Origin of the sequence: Reichenbachiella sp., assembly GCF_965223055.1 — a bacterium.
GTDB lineage: Bacteria > Bacteroidota > Bacteroidia > Cytophagales > Cyclobacteriaceae > Reichenbachiella.
In genome coordinates, this window is the sequence record NZ_CBDCVM010000010.1 from 191,705 (window position 1) to 210,904 (window position 19,200).

The window sequence follows — 19,200 nt, forward strand, 5'->3', positions numbered from 1 at the left end:
CCTCGACTAGGTATGCCTTAGGCTGGTTCACACTCGAACTATGCTTAATCTACTGACCAGAATAATACCGTCCATACCGTTGTGTTTCATAATAGTTTTTAACATTCATTTCTTTAAAAAGCTATTGTCTGAAATTAGTTCAAAACATATGCTACAGAAACACCAACTGACATTCTATTAATAAAAAAACGGAAACATTTAAAATCGCATTATATGAATTATAAGTTTACCTCTGAAGATAAGAAAATTAGATGGTGCATTATTATAGTGATGATGGTCGTATTTCAGACCAAATTAATAGCACAATTTGATATGAGCGAAATTGAACGTTCTATCCTTCCTCCATCACCTACAGCAGGACAATTAGGAAGGTATGGAGAAATCCCTGTGAGTTTGTCTTCAGGATTGCCGAGTGTTTCGGTTCCTTTAACCGATTTCGAAGTAGGCGATATTAATGTCCCAATTACACTAAGTTACTATTCTGGAGGGTTAAAAGTTGATCAATCTCCTAGCTGGGTAGGTATGGGGTGGTCTTTGTTAGCAGGTGGTGTGATCACGAGAACTATTGTTGATCGACCAGATGAAATTGGTGCTTTACCATATCCCGAAAATATGGATACTGAAGATTTAGAGGCGATTAATTATATAGAAAACGCGATGGATGATGGGGATATACATTTCGATTCAGAGTTGGATATATATTCATATAATTTTCAAGGCAAAGCAGGAAAGTTTGTCATTGATAGAAATGGGAAGGCTGTTATTTATCCTAGACAAAATTTTGACTTGATAAGGAGAGTTGATCCTTCGGGTGCGGAGAAAATGCAGATTATTCTCATTGACAGTCGGGGTTTTAAATATTATTTTGGAGGTAACGAAGGAACTGAATTCTCAAAATCTCAATGGTCTGGTTTAAACTGTGGAAAAAACTTTGATACTTTCGCTGCCACGGCTTTTCACTTGATTAAGATTGAAAGCCCAAAAGGCAATGCAGTTCATTTTGAATATAATTTATATCATCATTCTTATCCTGCTGGAGTAAATGAGACAGCAAAGTACTTCATAAATAGAATTAATAGATGTGCAGCGGAACAACCAGTAGAAAGTTACCAGTCGACTGATTGCATCAATACTATTGAAGTCAAGGAGAAAAGGTTGGCAAGAATCTATGGAGTCGGGTTTGGTGAAATGACGTTCCACACAGATAATACTTACTTTTTAAAGGATATAACAGACAATTCTGGAGTTCAGGGCACACGAAGAAAATTTGATTTTGAATATGAAATAACTCAAAACCAAAGAACTTTTTTGAAATCAATAGTAGAAAGAGGAGCTACATTGAATCAGCAAAGGGATTATAAGTTTGACTATCATGATAAAGATGAATTTCCAGAAATTTTAAGTAAAAGCCGTGATCATTGGGGGTATTACAATGGTGTGAACAATTCGACTTTGCTGGATGGTAGTGGTCTTTCTAGTCAGTTTTCCTCTTATAATGCGGATCGGAAGCCTAATCTAGAAGCTACTAGAAAAGGAGTATTGAACCGGATCACTTACCCAACAGGGGGGAGTACTTTGTTTGATTATGAGCTTAATTTGATAAGAGAATCGGAACTAGAAAAACCTCCTGTTACTGAAATTAAAAAGTCGTTAGATGGAGGTGAAAATGCTAGTGACGTAACTAGAGAAGAATTTTATCAGCTGGGTACTTTTCAATACGATCAGAATATCAAGTATTATGCAAAATCTTCAATTTGGGAAGGTAAGTTGCCACAGCTTGCTAGTACTAAGTTTTCCATATCAGATAAGACGGATAATAAAATTGTTTTAAATAAAAATTTAAACAATGATGAATCAGATAATGCAAATAATACCTTTCCCGTAAAAGCTGGTCATCACTATGAATTAAAGTTGGAAGCAAATGGTCAAATGAGCATAGATTTTGGTTTTGAATATTATTCGATTGAACCTGAAATGAAACCTGTGACTAAAAAGCTGGGTGGGCTTCGTATTAAGAGACTTGTTAATAGTGATCTTACGGGTAAAAATAATATCAAAACTTATCATTATGGTCCTAAAACCAACCTCGATGTGACATCCGGAAAAAGTAGAAATCAACCGACATATTACAGAGAGGTCCTCCAGACCCAACAGTGTGAAGACGGTAGTAGCGGTTCTGGCATTAGTGGACTTTATGAAACATTGGTTTATGGTCAATTGCAATCAAGTAGTATACAAAATCTCTATTTAACGAATGGGAGCCATGTGACATATGAATATGTCAATGTTAGTTATGGCGAGAATTTTGAAGGAGGAGGAGAACAACATAAATTCAAAGTTAGTCAAGACTCTAATGGAAAATTAATATTTGGAGATAATGATCATCACAGGCAGAACCTGAATAATTCAGGATATGAGAATGGACAAGAATTAGAGGTAGAAACTTATCGGTTTGAGAATGGGTTCCCTAAGGTTGTAACCAGAACAATAAATGAATATACATTAGATCAAGGTAAACAATATACTGCCAACAGTATTGTAATTGATAAAAAGATGCAAAGTCTGTATAGTAATTCTGTTGAGGTTGTTTGTGATAGTGATACGGAAAATGACGTGGTGAGAATACACCACTGTGCAGCTACAGAAAGTCACATTCATGAATATCGATATGTTGAGGAAGAGAAGCGATTGAAATGTTTTGCGGAAGGCAATGATAATGTTAATACGGAAAGGCGTCTACTGTGCTACGGAATTACCCCCGGAGAAACGGTGTCTTTTACTTCTAATTTGCATCAAGGTGGTATAGATATTATGGAGTACTACTTTAAAAATTTCTGGAGTTATTTGTCTAAAAGCACACACTTCTTGTTTGATGAAACTGAACAAAATTGGATAAAAACAGTGACGGAGTATATATATGATAACCCTGATCATCTTCAATTGTCACAGACAGTTACAAAAAGAGAATTGGAAAAGGAGCTGATATCTAAGTTCAAATACGCTCAAGACTATTCATATGAAGTTCATTCTGTTTTGGATAAAATGATCGATCGTAATATGACAGGTGTACCAATAGAAAAGATTCAAAAAGTTGGAGAAGCTGTTGTTTCTGCACAAGCAGTTAAATATGAACACTTAATTAGTGAGGATATGATAGCACCAAAAACATATTATGTTTTTGATAGCAATTCTCCTTCAGTAATTTTTGCTGGTTCAGTGAATGGAGAATCTTTTCCTGAGTATCGCATTACAGGAAATGTTCTTGAAAGAGATGAACGCGGTAATATTTTGTCTCTCAAAAAGGAAAATGACCTAATAGTATCTTACATATGGGGCTATCAAAAATCCAAACTGGTGGCTAAAGTAATCAACGCTTCTTTTACAGAGGTTGCCGGATATGTTACTGCCATCCAATCTGCATCAAATGCTGATAACGACCACTGTTTGCTTGGAGAAAGTTGCAATGAGGCATTGCTATTGTCGGCACTGCAGTCTCTTAGAAATGCGCCTGAATTATCTAATGCATTAATTACTACATATACCCATGACCCTTCTATTGGATTGACATCGGAAACTGGACCAGATGGCAAGATTAGTTATTTTGAATATGACGATTTAGGAAGAGTAAACCTTATAAAGGATCAAGATGGACATGTTCTAAAAGCTTATAAATACCAGTATGCCGACCTTTCAACACAATAATAGACCTATGAATACAAAGTATATGAGTTTTATGAAATGTGCAGAAACTATGTTTAGTGGACGTTTTTACAATGGGCTAGCTAACGTATTGATGTTGTTTTTTATTTTAACAACTTTTAGTGTTAGTGCGCAGATTGCAGATACAGGAAAGCCAGCAAAGGCTTCTACGACTTTTACGATTACCAAAGATTGTGGTAAGGCCATATTGAAGGCCAACTCTAACCCTTCAATGCCTGGTGTGGAATGGTTCTGGCAAAATGCGAAAACTGATGAAAACAGAAGTTATTCGGCTAAAGATGGAAAAACGTTCAATGCTTATATTGCAAAAGCATATTACTTACGTGCCTATAATGGTGGTGCCGATGAAGGGGATAAATGGAGTGATGAATCACTTAAAGTAACAGTAGAATCTAGTAATATTACCCCAAAACCAACCATTCCATCAGTTCCAATTGTTTCGAATGATTGTCTAGCCGAAGTTACACTAACAAGGTCAACACCACCTGATGGTGTAATTTGGTATTGGCAGTCAGAGGAAGATGGAAAAAGCACGGGCGATGCTAGAGAATCAGTCAAAAGGTCTACTGGATTTAAGTACTATTTACGAGCCAAACATGAAACCGAAAATTGCTGGTCTGATCAAAGTACATTCGCAACTTACAATATAAATGGAAAGCCACCCACTCCATCCAGTAGTTTGATAAAAAAGGTAGAGAATCAAGCTGGAGCTACAAAATTCACCAGGCATTCAAATGAATTTACGGAGCAATATGAGGTTTACTGGCAAGAAACAGCAGATGGTGAAGAAACGGGAGGTGATCACAAAGCTGATAATTACACAGTTTCTTCAGGTAGTATTATTTATTTAAGAGCTAAGCAAAAGACTTCACAATGCTGGTCTGATGCCTATAGCAGAGGATTTGAAATCGTTTATCCACCTCAAACCCCAAAAATTAATAATGTTAAAATAACTGAACATTGTGGCGTTGTTCGAATTACTCAACTTGTTGATGCTCCAGATGGGGAAACATGGTATTGGCAAAATTCTCCAATAAGGGGAGAAGAAACTACTAATCATGATGAACCAATTCGTGAGTTGACAACAAAAGATGAGATATCAAGCGGGGGAGAAATCTATTTGAAAAGCCAAAATGATCAATTCAAATTTTGGTCGGGAGCGTTAACTATTCCTTATAAAATAGAAGATATCCCTGAGGCACCAGCTACGCAACCTGTTGCTATTTGTGCCAGTCAGTCTGCAGAAATTAATATCGCATCTGAGCAAAACCATGAGATACATTGGTACAGTAATGATAACGAATCAAGCGATTCCTTTCATTCCGGAAATGATTATCAAACACCTGAATTGTTAGTAGATAAGACTTATTACGTTTCCCAGTATAATACAGTCACGGAATGTGAGAGTTCGAGAAACCCTGTGCTTGTGCGAGTGGAAGATAAAAGTGAAGGTGGTACGATTACAGGTAATAGCAAAGGTTTTGGTTCTGTACACGGCACACTATTGTTGACTGGTGCTAACGGAGATTTATTATGGCAAAAACGCCAGGATACTGAATGGTTAGATATAGGAAACGATGATGTTACTCAAAGCTATTCTGAGTATGAAGACACAGACTGGAGAGTTCGGGCTATCTATAGATATTGCCCTACGGAGTATTCCAATATCGTTACTAACAAGGTGTATCCAGTACCCGAGATCATTAGCATTGGTGGTTCAGTGCCTGATTATAATGAAGATATACAACTTGAATCCCGACTAAAGGTCTATGATAGTTATCAATGGATGTTAGATGGGGAAGACCTAGTGGGTGAAACTCAGGCGGTATATTCGACCAGCGTTCCAGGTAGCTATCAGATTCGTGTAACGCTAGAAGGCAAGGAAGAAATATCTGATGCTCGGATAGTAAGCTCTGCGGTAGTTGCGGAAGATCAAAGTGAAGTAAGATCATATATGGTCACTTCAGAAGGAATATCTAACTGGGACGACTTAGAATTAGCTAGTTCTAACGAATATAGAGAGTCCATTCAGTATTTGGATGGGTTAGGAAGACCAATACAGGAAGTGATTAAAAAAGGATCTCCAGGGTCGTTTGATATAGTAAAGCCAATTGAATATAATAGTTTAGGGCAACAGAGAAAGGATCGTTTGACATATGTTGTAGAGCCGGAGTATGGATCTAGTGATGGTTCTTTCAAAACTGAAATGCTTGTCGATCATGATAGATATTACAATAGTCATTTCAATGATAATTCTGGGGATTTTGCCTATTCAGAAACTGAATTCGAACCGTCCCCACTGAACCGTCCGGTGAAAACTTATGCTCCAGGCCAGACCTGGTCTAAATCCTATGGGAATAAGCCTATGACTTATGACTATCAAGTGAATGCTGTGAACGAAGTTGTGCGCTGGGAACTGGAAGACAATGAATTGAAACAGCTTAGCTCGTATGCCCCAGGTACATTGAACAAAACAGTCACCACGGATGAAAATGGGAACCAATTACAGGAATTTAAAGATCTTCAGGGTCGAGTGGTTTTGAAAAAAGTTCAAGAATCCGCAGGAGAGCCGGTAGACGATAAGGACTGGCTTGAAACCTATTACATCTATGATGATTTTGGAAATTTACGATTTGTTCTTCCTCCTGAAGCCATTCGCCTATCCAAATAATTGAGCAACATGTATGGTAATAACGAAATGGGAATCCTGTTAAAGCAATATTTTATTTCAATAATCAATAGAAATAGCAATAAGATCATGAGATTACGACCTGATAACACAATTTTTTTCGGCCTTGTTTTTCTTTTTGCTATGGCCTGTCTCAGCAGTTTCGCTCAAGGCCCAGCCCCAGACCCAGACACTGGTGGAGGGGGTGGAAGCGGAGGAGGAGGTGGCACTAGTGGAACACCAGCTAGGCCATCCACATCATTTAGTACTTATTACCAATGTGGTACTACAAAAGTGAAAAGAAACTCGAACGCACCGGCAGGAACGGTGTGGTACTGGCAGACTTCTTCTGGTGGAACAAGTAAATCGTACCAGGGTACCTACTATTCATTTACCAGTTCTAGATCTGTATACCTTAGATCATACAATCCTTACAGTAGAAAATGGGGCAGTGCCCAGAGCGCTGGCTATAAAAGTGTAAATCCGAATACCTTAAACCCAGGCAATACAAGTGGAGCCAAAACCATATGCTATGGAGCCTCTGCTGGTACATTGGGTAATTCATCAAGTGCGAGCGGCGGACTATCATCTTACAGTTATCAGTGGCAAGTGTCTACCAATAATTCCAATTGGTCCAATATTTCTGGCGCCACGGGTACGTCGTATTCACCAGGAAATTTAACTGCTACCAGATATTACCGCCGTAGAGTAATCTCCTGCGGGAAAACCAAGTACGCCGCCAGTGAAAAAATCACGGTAAGAGCTAACTTGAACTCAGGAAGCATTGGGAATGCACAAACCGTTTGTTATAATGGAAATCCTAGTACATTGACCAATACGGCTTCAGCTTCAGGTGGTGCTACACGTACCTATCAATGGAGAAAGTCTACGACAAGCTCATCTAGTGGGTTTTCGAACATTAGTGGAGCTACAGGTAGTACTTATAACCCGCCCAGTATTACAAAAACTACATGGTATAGAAGAAGGGTTACTTCGAGTTCTAATTGTGGATACAAAGACTCCAATGCAATTAAGGTCACAGTGAGATCGAATTTGAATGCAGGAAGCATAGGAAATGCTCAGACGATTTGTTACAATGATGATGCAAGTACGTTAACTAATACAGCATCAGCTTCTGGTGGAGCTACTCGGAGTTATCAATGGCAACAATCAACTACCAACTCTTCGAGTGGATTTGCAAATATTAGTGGGGCTACCGGAAGTACCTATAACCCTCCAGCTTTGTCTCAAACTACTTGGTTTCGTAGAAGAGTTACCTCTAGTTCGGGGTGTGGAACCAAGTATACCAATGTCATTAAACTGACCGTGTACGGTAATTTAACAGCAGGAAGTATTAGTGAAGCTCAAACACTCTGTTACAATAGTGACGCAAATATTATAAATAGCGCGACTCCCGCCGGAGGAGGAACTGAACGCAGTTATCAATGGCAACAATCAACTACTGGTCCAGAGGCGGATTTTGTAGATATAAGTGGGGCTACTAATGAAAACTTTGATCCTTCCATACTGACAGAAACGACCTGGTTTCGTAGAGTGGTGAATTCTAGTTGCGGGACTAATCATACTTCTCCAGTTGAAATCTCAGTATATGACGAATTGCTTCCGGGTATAGTTGAAAATAGTCAGATTTTGTGTACAGGTGGCGATCCTGGTGAGTTTACAAGCTCAGCTTTGGCTTCCGGTGGAACTTCAATCACCTATCAATGGCAACAGTCCTTAGAAGGTGAAAGTAGCGGATTTGCAAATATTGAAGGTGCGGAAGGCGTTCTATATGATGCTCAACCTATTACAGAAAATACATGGTATAGACGAGCTGCGACCTCAGGACATTTTTGTGGAACAGTTTATACAGTACCTGTTTCGGTCATGATTTTTAACGATCTCGATGCTGGATCCATAGACTCTGGTGATCAAGAAGTTTGCTTTGGGGATTTACCCAATGATCTAATTCCTACCGCACCTATAGGTGGAGATGGTAATTATACCTATCAATGGGAATCTTCTACTGATGGACTTGTATGGAACCCGCAATTGGGAGCAACCGAAGCAAATTATTCTTTTGGTACAGTAAATCAAAGCACAAGTTACAGGAGGACAGTGACCAGTGCTTGCGGTAGTGCCGTATCGAACGTGGTAGACATCACTGTAAAGGAGTTACCCGAGGCTGGTACGATAGGAAGTGATATACAAATATGCGTAGAGGATTCACCAGAAACACTGACCGGAACGGTATTAGCCGATCCTGAATTGGCTTATCAATGGCAGTCTTCTGACGATGAGTCAGTTTGGATTGATATACCCGCAGCGACCCATCCGGCTTATACACCACCAGTTGAGACCAAGTATTACCGCCGTGGAGTTATTAAATATGGGTGTATCAATTTTTCGAATGCAAAATGGATGGAGGCAATTATCTGCTCACCAGATGCAGGTATCGATCAGATTACGCTCAATGATGATTCACCCATGGAATTAGTTGGATCTCCGTTAGGTGGAAATTGGGATGGAAGAGGAGTAGTTGACAATGTATTTCACCCTGAAGTCGCGGGTGTTGGAGAGCATGAATTGACTTACACCTATAGCAGTGCACCCGGTGGAGAAAGAAAAGACAAAATGATTGCCAAAGTGGAATTCAATAAAGTGACTTCTACCTTTTTGAGTAATTATGCTTTCGAATACCGCTACGACGAGCGCCAGCGCATGGTCATGAAGCAAGTGCCTAGTGCTGATTCAGTACTGATGGTCTATGACAATCGGGACCGTTTGGTAATGACCCAGGACGGTAAACAAAGAGAAGCTGGAGAATGGACTTTCACCAAGTATGATCAATTGAACCGACCAGTATTGACTGGAATAATAAATGACTCCAGATCAAGAACAGCTATCCAAACTGAGGTAAATGCGCTGGTAGATGGATCTCCGTATTACGAAGAATATACCGGCACAGGCACGTTACATGGGTACGACAACAGCGGTTATCCAACAGCAGCCACAGAAGCTGGTTTGCTTACCGTCACCTACTACGACAACTACGATTTCTCTACCGATGGCCACTGGGGCTTGGGTGACTTTACCAGTGAAAATCAAGCCAAAACCTATGTGACAGGAGCCAAGGTACGAGTAGACCTTCCGGATGGTAGCTATGACTGGAACGAATCTGTGACCCTCTATGACAGTAGGTATCGAGTAGCTAGTAGTGTTTCCAAGGACTATCAGGACAACTACGACTCCTTGGTCAATGAATATTATAGTTTGGTGCACCCACTGGTGGTCAAAACCACACACTATCACGAAAGTGCATTGACCAATGCTGCCGACACCATTACTAAGGTATTTGACTACGATCATGCCGATCGATTGATGAGCGTGAGCCATCAAATCAATAGCGACCCTGCAGTAGTGATATTAGCAAATGAATACAATGAACTAGGGGAGTTGATCAAAAAGAAACTCAACGATGAAGGCGGAGGAAACTTCAGTCAGGAAGTAGACTATCAGTACAACATCCGAGGCTGGCTCACTAAGATAAATGACCCAGTCACACCAGATCCTGAGGACTACTTTGCTATGCAGCTCAAGTATGATGAAGCCGGCCAGTACAACGGCAACATAGGTGCGATCGACTGGAAGAATCCATTTGAAACTACGGCAAACGAATATGACTACACCTACGATCCGGTGAATCGACTGAAGTCAGCTTCCTATAACAGTGGCGCTTTCTCAGTACCCAACATCGACTACGATGCGAATGGAAATATCTTGGCACTCGAAAGAAAAGGGCTCGATGATACTGGAAGCACCACAGATTGGGATAACCTTGACTACAAGTATGTAGGCAATCAATTGACCAAAGTGGATGATAGTGGATCAGCAGATTTAGGTTTCAAAGACGGCGCTAGTGCAAGTACAGAATATGAGTATGATGCCAACGGCAACATGATCAGCGATGCCAACAAAGGCATAGAAAAGATTGAGTACAACCACTTGAATTTGCCCATCCGAGTAGAAATGAATGGCGATGGCTCAGACCGTATCGAATACATCTACGATGCTGCAGGTATCAAACTAGCACAGATCGTCTATGAAGGTGGTACCCAAACTAAACGCACGGACTATCAAGGCGCATTTATTTATGAAACAAAAGATGCTGACCCAAGCCAATTGCAGTTCATACAGCATGAGGAAGGAAGGATCGTGTATGAAACAGATGTCGATGGTAATTTCGTCGAGTACGAATACCAATACCATCTCAAAGATCATTTGGGCAATGTGAGAGCAACATTCAAGGAAGAAGGAGATCAGGAGCAATCATTAGCCAGCTTTGAGCCAGCAGTACAAACCAATGAATCAAACTATTTCACAGGCTATGACGGCATGGTAAAGATCACAGCAGAATTGTTCAACCATACCGCTGGAGGCAATACCTCAATTCGCTTGAATGGTTCGACCAACGAAAGAGAAGGGCTGGGCAAGTCGCTGAAAGTAAAACCAGGAGATGTGATCGATATGGAAGTATATGCCAAGTACTTCCTACAGTCTGAGTCGGGAGGCTGGACAAATGCCATGAATACCATGGTATCCAACATCGCATCCAATGTAGGAGGTATAGTAGTTGACGGAGGCGGCATAGGAGCAGATGCCAACCCTTTTGTAGACTGGAGTGGTAAGACCAATCCTACCTCAGCACCCAAGGCTTATCTCAACTATATGGTTTTTGACGAGTACTACAATCCAATCAGTGAACTCACAGGTCATCAGCAAATCAGTGAACTTGCCAAGGAAACAGGAATAAATGTGACGGATGAAAACCCAACCGGAGAGGCTCACGAAAAACTGGAACATAGTATCACGATCTCTCATTCGGGATATGTATATATTTACCTATCGAATGAGGAAGATACTCCTATCGATGTGTTCTTTGACGATTTTACTGTGACGCAGCATCATACGCCGATTGTTAGCAAGGATGATTATTATCCTTTTGGGCTGACATTCGGTAGCTACTCAAGAGCGGCTAGTACGGTGCAGAATTGGAAATTTCAAGGGCAAGAACGTATAAGTGATTTAGGGCTGAACTGGGACTCCTTTAAATGGAGAAATAGTGATCCTGCATTGGGTAGATTCTTTTGTGTTGATCCACTGGCAGAAAGTTACGTACATAATTCACCATATGCTTTTAGTGAGAATAAAGTGGTTGCTCATATAGAATTAGAAGGGTTAGAAGCAGTACGAGCACCTAGGCCAAGTGGGAGACGATCAGGAGCAGGGGGGAATTCAGCAAACATAAGGCGAACTGTTTCTGAAGCAGCTACTATTTCTAGACGACCTTCAGGGTTTGCAACTCTAGGTAGAAGACAAGGAGCCATGTTTACCAAACGAACAACTTATTCTGCTAGTCGAGGAAATGGTTCAATATCCAATAATATTCCTTCAGGTGCAGAGAGAGGTGTTGGTGATAGAGAGCATGGGTTTGGAAACACAGCAGGTAATCTTGCCAAAACATTGGGGAGAGTACTTAAAGATGCTCAAACTATTTTAGATAAAGCTGAATCCATAACTGTTACAGAATCTTTTACCGAATCAGGGGCATTTGTTGAATCATTAGGTTCAGATATTGTCATCGACAACATGAGTACGACAATGGAGCTCCAAGGATTGCAAAATGAATGGACGACTGGCGTGATGGATGCGGCAAGAGGTGATTTGTCTACAGAAGAATTTAATAAATTAGATGCCTCAGAGCAAACTCAGAGAATTGCAGGTGCAAAATTAACAGCAGGTGCTTCCCCGTTTGATCTTGCGCAAGAAAAAATTGCACAATCAGAAAAGGGTGAGACGATTCGAAAAGACGAAACAATGATACGAGCAAATTAAAACTGTTTATGTGGTTTTTAAATAAAAGTCCAAAATGTCCGATTACTGAAGAAGATAAATTGTTCGTTGATCAATCGTTTTCATGGGTTCTATCAACCTTCGGAAATGATGTTTTAGAGAATGAAGTTATTTTGCCTAAAGGTGAGTCATTTTGTTTCAAAATAACTGGTACTGAAACTGACGTTGATCCAATATTTACTTCTCTTTGTAGCATTATGGGTGTTCCCAAAGAAAAAATTTGTATTAAATATTATAACGAAAGAAAACAAATAGATTTCGGAGGTGGCTTGTCTAGTCAATATAGCGAGAATGTGGAATTGACTGCGGGAAAGTATGTCCAGTTTGAATCTGGTGACGTAGAAATATTGTTAGAAGAAGAACAATATAAAAATCCAATTGCTCTCATTGCAACACTTGCTCATGAACTTGCCCATTATAAATTACTTTATGAACAGAGAATAGATGAGAATAATGAGTTTGTGACAGATTTGTTGACGATCGTTTATGGTTTAGGGGTTTTTGGAGCTAATACTTCAATCGTTGAAATGCAATCATGGAATGATGGGGGTTTTTCTGGCTGGCAAGTCAAAGGAGGAGCAGGTTATCTTCATTTTAAAGTTTGGGCATATGCGCTAGCATATTATGCATTATTGAAAGGCGATGATTATAGGCATTGGGCAGATTATTTGGAAAAAGATGTTCGCTCGATTTTTAATAAGTGTATAAAATATCTCGAATGCAATGAGTTCAAAAAAGAATAAGTATGGGGATTTGTTTTACCTAGTTTTAGGTTTGCTTTTATTGTTGCTTGGACTAGGGATGATTGTTTCTGGAAAGGTTGTCGTTGGGATCGATTATTTGACTCAGTTAGGATCAGGATACAGTGGATATTTTTTATTGCTAATTGGAGTCGTTGTGATTTTAGTCTACTATTACACCTTACCTCCTTTTGGGGCAATAAGAAAGTTTTTTGAGGGCAGACTTAAGTCAACATCAAAAAAGAAGAAAGAATGACTTAGACTTCTAATATGCAGATTACATGATTTGATTTATGACCTTGATTGGGTCAATTTGTTATAAGAGGATATTCCTCACCAGTAAAAGTCTGGTAGATGAATTTCAAAGTATTGGGATCTAAAGCCTTTTTTTTAATCAAATCAAATAATATTCCTTTGAAAATCTGATTGATTTTTTTGCGACCAATGGTAGGTACAAGTTCCTTAAGTTCTTCAAACTCCTCTATAGTACATTGTAAGTAAATTCTTGTGCAAGCTCGATTTTATGCAATCGCGTCAAAATCTCATCTAGCTTTTCTTTTATGGTTTCAGCCTCTGTGGTAACAATAGGGTCATCAGGATAGTAACCGTTGCTTCCTCTAGTGTCAAATGCTTCAATCATCTCTGAAATGATATATTGACAGTCTCCTACAAGGTCATATTGTTCTAACCTAGGGCTAGAGAACTGATCTTCATAATCCGTTAACATATCATTGAGTTCTTCCAGAAACGCTAACTTATCCTTTCTAAGCTCGGTTTGATGGCTAATGAAATTCTTTCTTTTTGATTTTCTTGTTTCAATTAGGAGGTCAAAAAAGTCATTGATCAAGCAGCCTGAGCAAATTGTTGTATTGGGTATTTTTGGAGAACCTTTGCACTTCTTATCTCTTGGGAATGTAACATCATAATCAGTTATACCTTCTTCATCCTTGTACTTAAATGGTGTTTCTGAAAAAGCTAGGTTGTGGTGGTTCATTATGCCCCACTGGCGCGCTTTTGTAAAGCGTGCTGATTTTGTCATGTATTTGTAATACAATGATACAGCTTCTATCTTGTATTCATGTCCGAAAAGTATAAAGCGAATCTCCTCGGAGAACTATATTTCATTACAATCACCGTAGTAGATTGGGTAGATGTATTGACCAGACCGGTGTATAAAGAGATTATCATAGAATCACTTAAATATTGCCAATCGAACAAAGGACTGAACGTACATGCCTATGTGATAATGAGTAATCACTGGCATGCTATTGTTAGTTCTAATGATACCAAGTTGGGAGAGATCATGAGAGATTTAAAGAAGTTCACCAGCAAACGACTCCTTGAAACGATCGGTCAGATCAATGAGAGTCGACGAGAGTGGATGTTGAAGAAATTTGAATATGCTGCCAAGCGCGTAAGAAAAGGAGTGAATTATAAAGTTTGGCAAGATGGCTACCATCCGGTTCACCTTTCAACAAATGAAATGATAGACCAGCGGCTGAATTACATTCACTTAAACCCGGTGGAAGAAGGATATGTTTATGAGCCAAAACACTATGTGTATAGTAGTGCCAAAGATTATGCAGGATTACCCGGGCTGTTCGTATTACAAATGCTGACGTAGATTTGTCACGCTTTACAAAAGCGCGCCAGAGAATTAGAAAGTAAGCATCAATGTCCAAAACAAATAAACCGTTAATATCTGTTTACCTTTTACTATTTAGTGGGTTATCTGAGGAGACTAGTATATTTTAGCAGCGTAATTCAATGCGAGTGAAAACCAAATCTTACCTACTATACTTTTTCCTATTGGGTTGTGTTTATTCAGCCAGCGCCCAGACCTTCGACATCAAACTCTTCGAAAATACCCGAAGCAATACCATTGGTGAGGTAGAAAAAAACAAGGCAGAATTAGATCAGATATCCAAAGACAACAAAGCATTCCTCAAAGCCCAGCGTAAAGCCTATAAGGCGAAAAGAGACAGTCTGGATGCCTTGCGAAATCAAGAATGGAAAGACAGCACCAATAGAGAAAGACGCCTGCAGAAGCAGCACTTCATCTTTACAAATGAATGGTATGAAGTAGAAGAAATTGCCGCCTGGGACTCTACGGAGATGAAATCTAAAGAAGATTTGCTCTTGTATTCCAAAGATCGACTGGAAGGAAACTATTACTACGACAAGTATAATGGTATGAACAATCAGATCATGGGCTATCATAGCGAACTGAAAGACTATCGAGATAGCTTAAAAGCACATGAAGATGATAAGGAAAAACGAGAGTATCTGATCATTCTCAAAAAACAAGAACTGTCAAAAAAATACGGCAATGACCTGGAAGAGCGAGCGGCCAAGGAGGCCATGGAGCAAGGTCAGATCAATTTCCCTTCTAACAATCCCGAGCTGCAAAAAATACTCGGGTACAAAGAAATGGCAGATGAACTATTGAATGTGAATCAATCCAAGGTAAAGGGGGTCAATTATTTCGAAGGAAAGGAGGAAGTGTTGGCGCAAGCCATGGCCCAGAGTGCTGAACTCAAGCAGAAGTATTCCAAGGTGGTCAATTCTAATGACCTGTCCACAGCTACCAAGAGAAGCTCGTTAGAAGGAGATACTTTTTGGGAGCGACTGGTGTTTGGCGGTACTTTTCAAATTCACATTGATCAGCAAACTTCAATAGATCTCAATCCTGAATTGGCTTATCGAATCAATAAGAAATGGGATGTAGGAATCGGAGGCAACTATCGACTCAATGGAGAGTTCGATGATTTACTGGGTCAGGCACAAGATAGGCAGATCTATGGTTATCGCGTGTTTACAGAGTATTTCTTACTTAAGAATTTTTACGCACATTTAGAATTCGAATCATTGGCCGCCAAGTCTACCGCACCTACCGATAGAAATACCGTAGAATGGAACAATAGCCTATTACTTGGAATAGAGCGAAGGTTTAATTTGGGCTCCAATACGCAGGCGCAAATTTCCTTACTCTACAACTTCATGCACAAAGACAACCCACTGTATAACAGCCCTTGGAATGTACGATTTGGTTTCAACTTCAAAAAAGGAAAGAATAAGGACTAATCCTATATCCTCGCCTGATAAGTATACAAATCAAAGTACCTTCCTTTTTGAGCGATTAGAGCGTCATGTGTGCCAGATTCCACAATTTGGCCTTGCTCTATGACCAGGATTTGATCTGCTTGTTTGATGGTGCTCAATCGGTGCGCAATCACGAAGGTCGTTCTGCCTTTCATCAGCGTTTTTAAACTTTCCTGAATAAAGGATTCACTCTCTGTGTCCAGATTGGAAGTCGCTTCGTCCAGAATAAGAATTCTTGGGTCGGCCAAAACTGCTCTGGCGATGGCAATGCGTTGTCTTTGTCCTCCGGATAGTTTTACCCCTCGCTCACCGATGACTGTATCTAGCCCATCCTCAAATCGATCGGTAAATTCCTGGACATGAGCGGCATGTACGGCTTGTTGTACCTGCTCCTCGGTAGCGTCTGGACGAGGAAATAAAATGTTTTCTCGAATCGTGCCTTCAAACAAAAAGTCATCTTGAAGTACTACGCCCAATTGATTTCGATAGCTGCTGAGTGTCATGGTAGAAAGGTCTACATCATCAACCAAAATCTTTCCCGACTGAGGGCTGATAAAGGAGGCTACCAATCCAGCGATCGTAGACTTGCCAGATCCTGAGGTGCCTACGAGTGCAGTAACCGAACCCGGTTTGGCTTCGAAAGAAATGTCTTTGATTACGTTTTTATCTTCTTCATAAGCAAAGCTGACCTGATCAAATTTGACCGAACCTTCGATGCGAGTCATGTCATGAACGCGTTCAGTATTTTCTTCCTCGGTCGGCATAGACATGATTTCTTCCGTTCTATCTAAGCCTGCAAATGCCTCTGTCATTTGGCTACCGATATTACTCATCTGTACTATAGGAGCAATCATAAAACCCAAATACAAAGTAAAGGATAGGAATTCCCCGAAGGTCAAATCATCATTGATGATCATATATCCACCAATACCCATGATGCCAGCTGTAGCAAGGCCCAAAAGAAAAGTAGCCGAACTGGTGACGAGTGCGGTAGAGGTGAGGCTCTTCTTTACATTTTCATACAAGCGCATAGCTCCGTACTCGAACGTCTTGATTTCTTGTTCCTCCGCATTGAATCCTTTGATCACGCGAATACCGTTTAAAGTTTCTGTCAAACGACCGGTGACTTCTGCATTGATCTTGCCCCTGGTCCGAAAGATGGGCCGAATGTAGCCAAAAGCTTTCAAGGAGATAACACCAAAAATAGCAACAGGTACAAGTACGTATAGTGTCATCATCGGACTGATTCTGATCAGAAGTACTAGCGAAAGGATAGCAGCAAGGGAGCCGCCAAACAGTTGAACCAGGCCAGTACCTACCAGGTTTCTTACTCCTTCTACATCGCTCATGATACGCGAAACTAGTGCGCCACTTTTGTTGTCGTCAAAAAAGTTAATAGGAAGCTGGATGATCTGTTTTTGAACTTTTACCCTCAGTTGAGCGATGAGATGTTGTGCTTCTACGCTCAGTAGGCGAGTGAGGGCAAAGCTGGTGGAGGCCTGAACGACAATGGCACCTACGACTACCGCAAGAAGTTTTTTGAGTAAATCAAAGTCACTGGATTTGATCACATCATCTATCAGTATTTGACTTGCCCATGGCAAGACTAGACTAGCTAGTCTACTAATAATGATCAATACCAAGCCAAGAAGTAATAAATTCTTGCGAGGTAAAACTATAGTTTTGAAGACGTGTCCAAAAGTGGCTTTTTGCTTACTCATACGATGGGGTCAAAAAAAATATTCTAATCTATTACGGCAATTTGCCAAAATAGATTAGAATATCTGAGTAAGTCTTTAAAAAGTATTAGTTCAGGAATATAAATCCTAAGAAAAAGGAGAATGACTGAACGTTCATGTCAAGCTTACTGGTTTTGAAAGCCACGTCATACCGCGCGCCAATATTTAGTCCTGCGCCAGCTACACCCACTGGAATGAAAGCACCAATTTCTGGAGCAACTGAAAAATGAGTGGATGTTTCAGATACTGCCCATAAACCAAATTCGGTCCTGGTATTGATAAAAGTAACACCAGCGTTAGTTCCCAGGTATGGGCGCATACCACCATCTTCACCTAAGTAGTAGTGGATGTTAGCCATCACTGGATAAATATTCATATATCTGAATTGAGTACCAGAGGCATCAATATTGCCATTTACATTTTGTGTTCCTCTCCATTTGCCGTTGAATACCTGCCAACCAGCTTCACCACCTACAGATAGTTCGTCATAGATCCATGCGCGACCGCCAATCCTTATGCCTCTATAACTTTCATTTTCGATGAAGTCCTTCATGTCTCCCATAGGAACACCAACATTCCAGTCTATTTTGAATACTGACATCTGCGCAGATGCAGTTGAATGAGCTAAGCCAATTACTAGGGCTATTAATATATATTTTTTCATCTGATCTACTATTTATTTTTTTAGGTAATAAGCTGACTGATCAAAGGCTTGATCTACATAGGTATTTAATTGAGCTTCGCTTAGGGATTTTCTGAGTAATCCATTGACTCCACCATTCCAGACAGTTAAGTAAGTGCCGCTTACTGCGCCTGGTTGAGCAGGGTCTAGCATATGCATTAAGATAGTTCCTGATGAATATGATACCACATAAGTAGGCGGGTAGTATGGAGGATATCCTCCCCACCAACATCCAGGGCATCCCCATCCCCAACATCCATAGTAGCAGCCGCCACCACCTACGACATAATTGTCGGTAAATATCAATTCTGGAGTGATGACTAAGTGAGGTGTATTGTTTTCTGGATCCGTTTCTTCCACATACCCCAGCGCGTTCATATTAGATTTAATCTGAGCAATAAGTGCAGCATCATATTCACCATCATAATCCGCAGTATTGTCAGGGTTCCAAAGCACCTCTTCTGCAACAGCATAGGTGGTATATCCAGAGAAGGCAGTATTCTCATTTCTGTAAGTGATGACAATATCTAAATCCGTCACCGGTATTTCTTCAGAGGGGTAACAGCTATTCAGTCCAAGGAGAGCTATTACTATTATTATGTAGTTCGATAATTTCATTTATTCAATTTTAAAAGG

At 40.2% G+C, this 19,200-nt stretch carries 11 protein-coding genes; 7 read left to right on the top strand and 4 right to left on the bottom strand.

The window, feature by feature from the left end; translation table 11 throughout:
• Positions 1-213: 213 nt before the first annotated feature.
• From ACOQO5_RS08710 to ACOQO5_RS08730, 5 genes are all read left to right on the top strand, one after another.
• The gene (locus ACOQO5_RS08710) at positions 214-3,702 is read left to right on the top strand and encodes a hypothetical protein (RefSeq protein ID WP_420581306.1); all 3,489 of its coding nucleotides are present in this window, start codon (positions 214-216) and stop codon (positions 3,700-3,702) included.
• Positions 3,703-3,709: 7 nt separating this feature from the next.
• Complete coding sequence (locus ACOQO5_RS08715) at positions 3,710-6,391, top strand: DUF6443 domain-containing protein (protein ID WP_420581307.1); 2,682 nt, start codon at positions 3,710-3,712, stop codon at positions 6,389-6,391.
• Between the two features lie 87 nt (positions 6,392-6,478).
• Complete coding sequence (locus ACOQO5_RS08720; RefSeq protein ID WP_420581308.1) at positions 6,479-12,283, top strand: hypothetical protein; 5,805 nt, start codon at positions 6,479-6,481, stop codon at positions 12,281-12,283.
• 8 nt (positions 12,284-12,291) lie between these two features.
• Positions 12,292-13,044 (top strand): hypothetical protein, encoded by a 753-nt coding sequence (locus ACOQO5_RS08725; protein ID WP_420581309.1) that lies wholly within the window; start codon positions 12,292-12,294, stop codon positions 13,042-13,044.
• On the top strand, positions 13,025-13,297 hold the full coding sequence (locus ACOQO5_RS08730) for a hypothetical protein (RefSeq protein ID WP_420581310.1): 273 nt from the start codon (positions 13,025-13,027) through the stop codon (positions 13,295-13,297). Before ACOQO5_RS08725 ends, ACOQO5_RS08730 begins: the two co-directional genes overlap by 20 nt.
• Before the next feature lie 225 nt (positions 13,298-13,522).
• Here ACOQO5_RS08730 and ACOQO5_RS08735 read toward each other — a convergent pair whose 3' ends face one another.
• The gene (locus ACOQO5_RS08735) at positions 13,523-14,080 is read right to left on the bottom strand and encodes a hypothetical protein (protein ID WP_420581311.1); all 558 of its coding nucleotides are present in this window, start codon (positions 14,078-14,080) and stop codon (positions 13,523-13,525) included.
• A gap of 39 nt (positions 14,081-14,119) precedes the next feature.
• On the opposite strand from ACOQO5_RS08735, the gene ACOQO5_RS08740 reads away from it, so the two are divergent.
• The gene (locus ACOQO5_RS08740; protein WP_420581312.1) at positions 14,120-14,665 is read left to right on the top strand and encodes an REP-associated tyrosine transposase; all 546 of its coding nucleotides are present in this window, start codon (positions 14,120-14,122) and stop codon (positions 14,663-14,665) included.
• 149 nt (positions 14,666-14,814) lie between these two features.
• Positions 14,815-16,125 carry a hypothetical protein gene (locus ACOQO5_RS08745; protein ID WP_420581313.1) on the top strand — a complete coding sequence of 437 codons (1,311 nt, stop codon included), beginning with the start codon at positions 14,815-14,817 and terminating at the stop codon, positions 16,123-16,125.
• A gap of 2 nt (positions 16,126-16,127) precedes the next feature.
• Here ACOQO5_RS08745 and ACOQO5_RS08750 read toward each other — a convergent pair whose 3' ends face one another.
• The 3 genes from ACOQO5_RS08750 to ACOQO5_RS08760 form a co-directional block, all read right to left on the bottom strand.
• Positions 16,128-17,864 (bottom strand): ABC transporter ATP-binding protein, encoded by a 1,737-nt coding sequence (locus ACOQO5_RS08750; protein WP_420581314.1) that lies wholly within the window; start codon positions 17,862-17,864, stop codon positions 16,128-16,130.
• Between the two features lie 85 nt (positions 17,865-17,949).
• The gene (locus tag ACOQO5_RS08755; protein ID WP_420581315.1) at positions 17,950-18,546 is read right to left on the bottom strand and encodes a hypothetical protein; all 597 of its coding nucleotides are present in this window, start codon (positions 18,544-18,546) and stop codon (positions 17,950-17,952) included.
• A 12-nt stretch (positions 18,547-18,558) separates the two neighbouring features.
• Entirely contained in the window at positions 18,559-19,182 is a 624-nt protein-coding gene (locus tag ACOQO5_RS08760) for a DUF4136 domain-containing protein (protein WP_420581316.1), read from the bottom strand.
• Positions 19,183-19,200 lie beyond the last annotated feature (18 nt).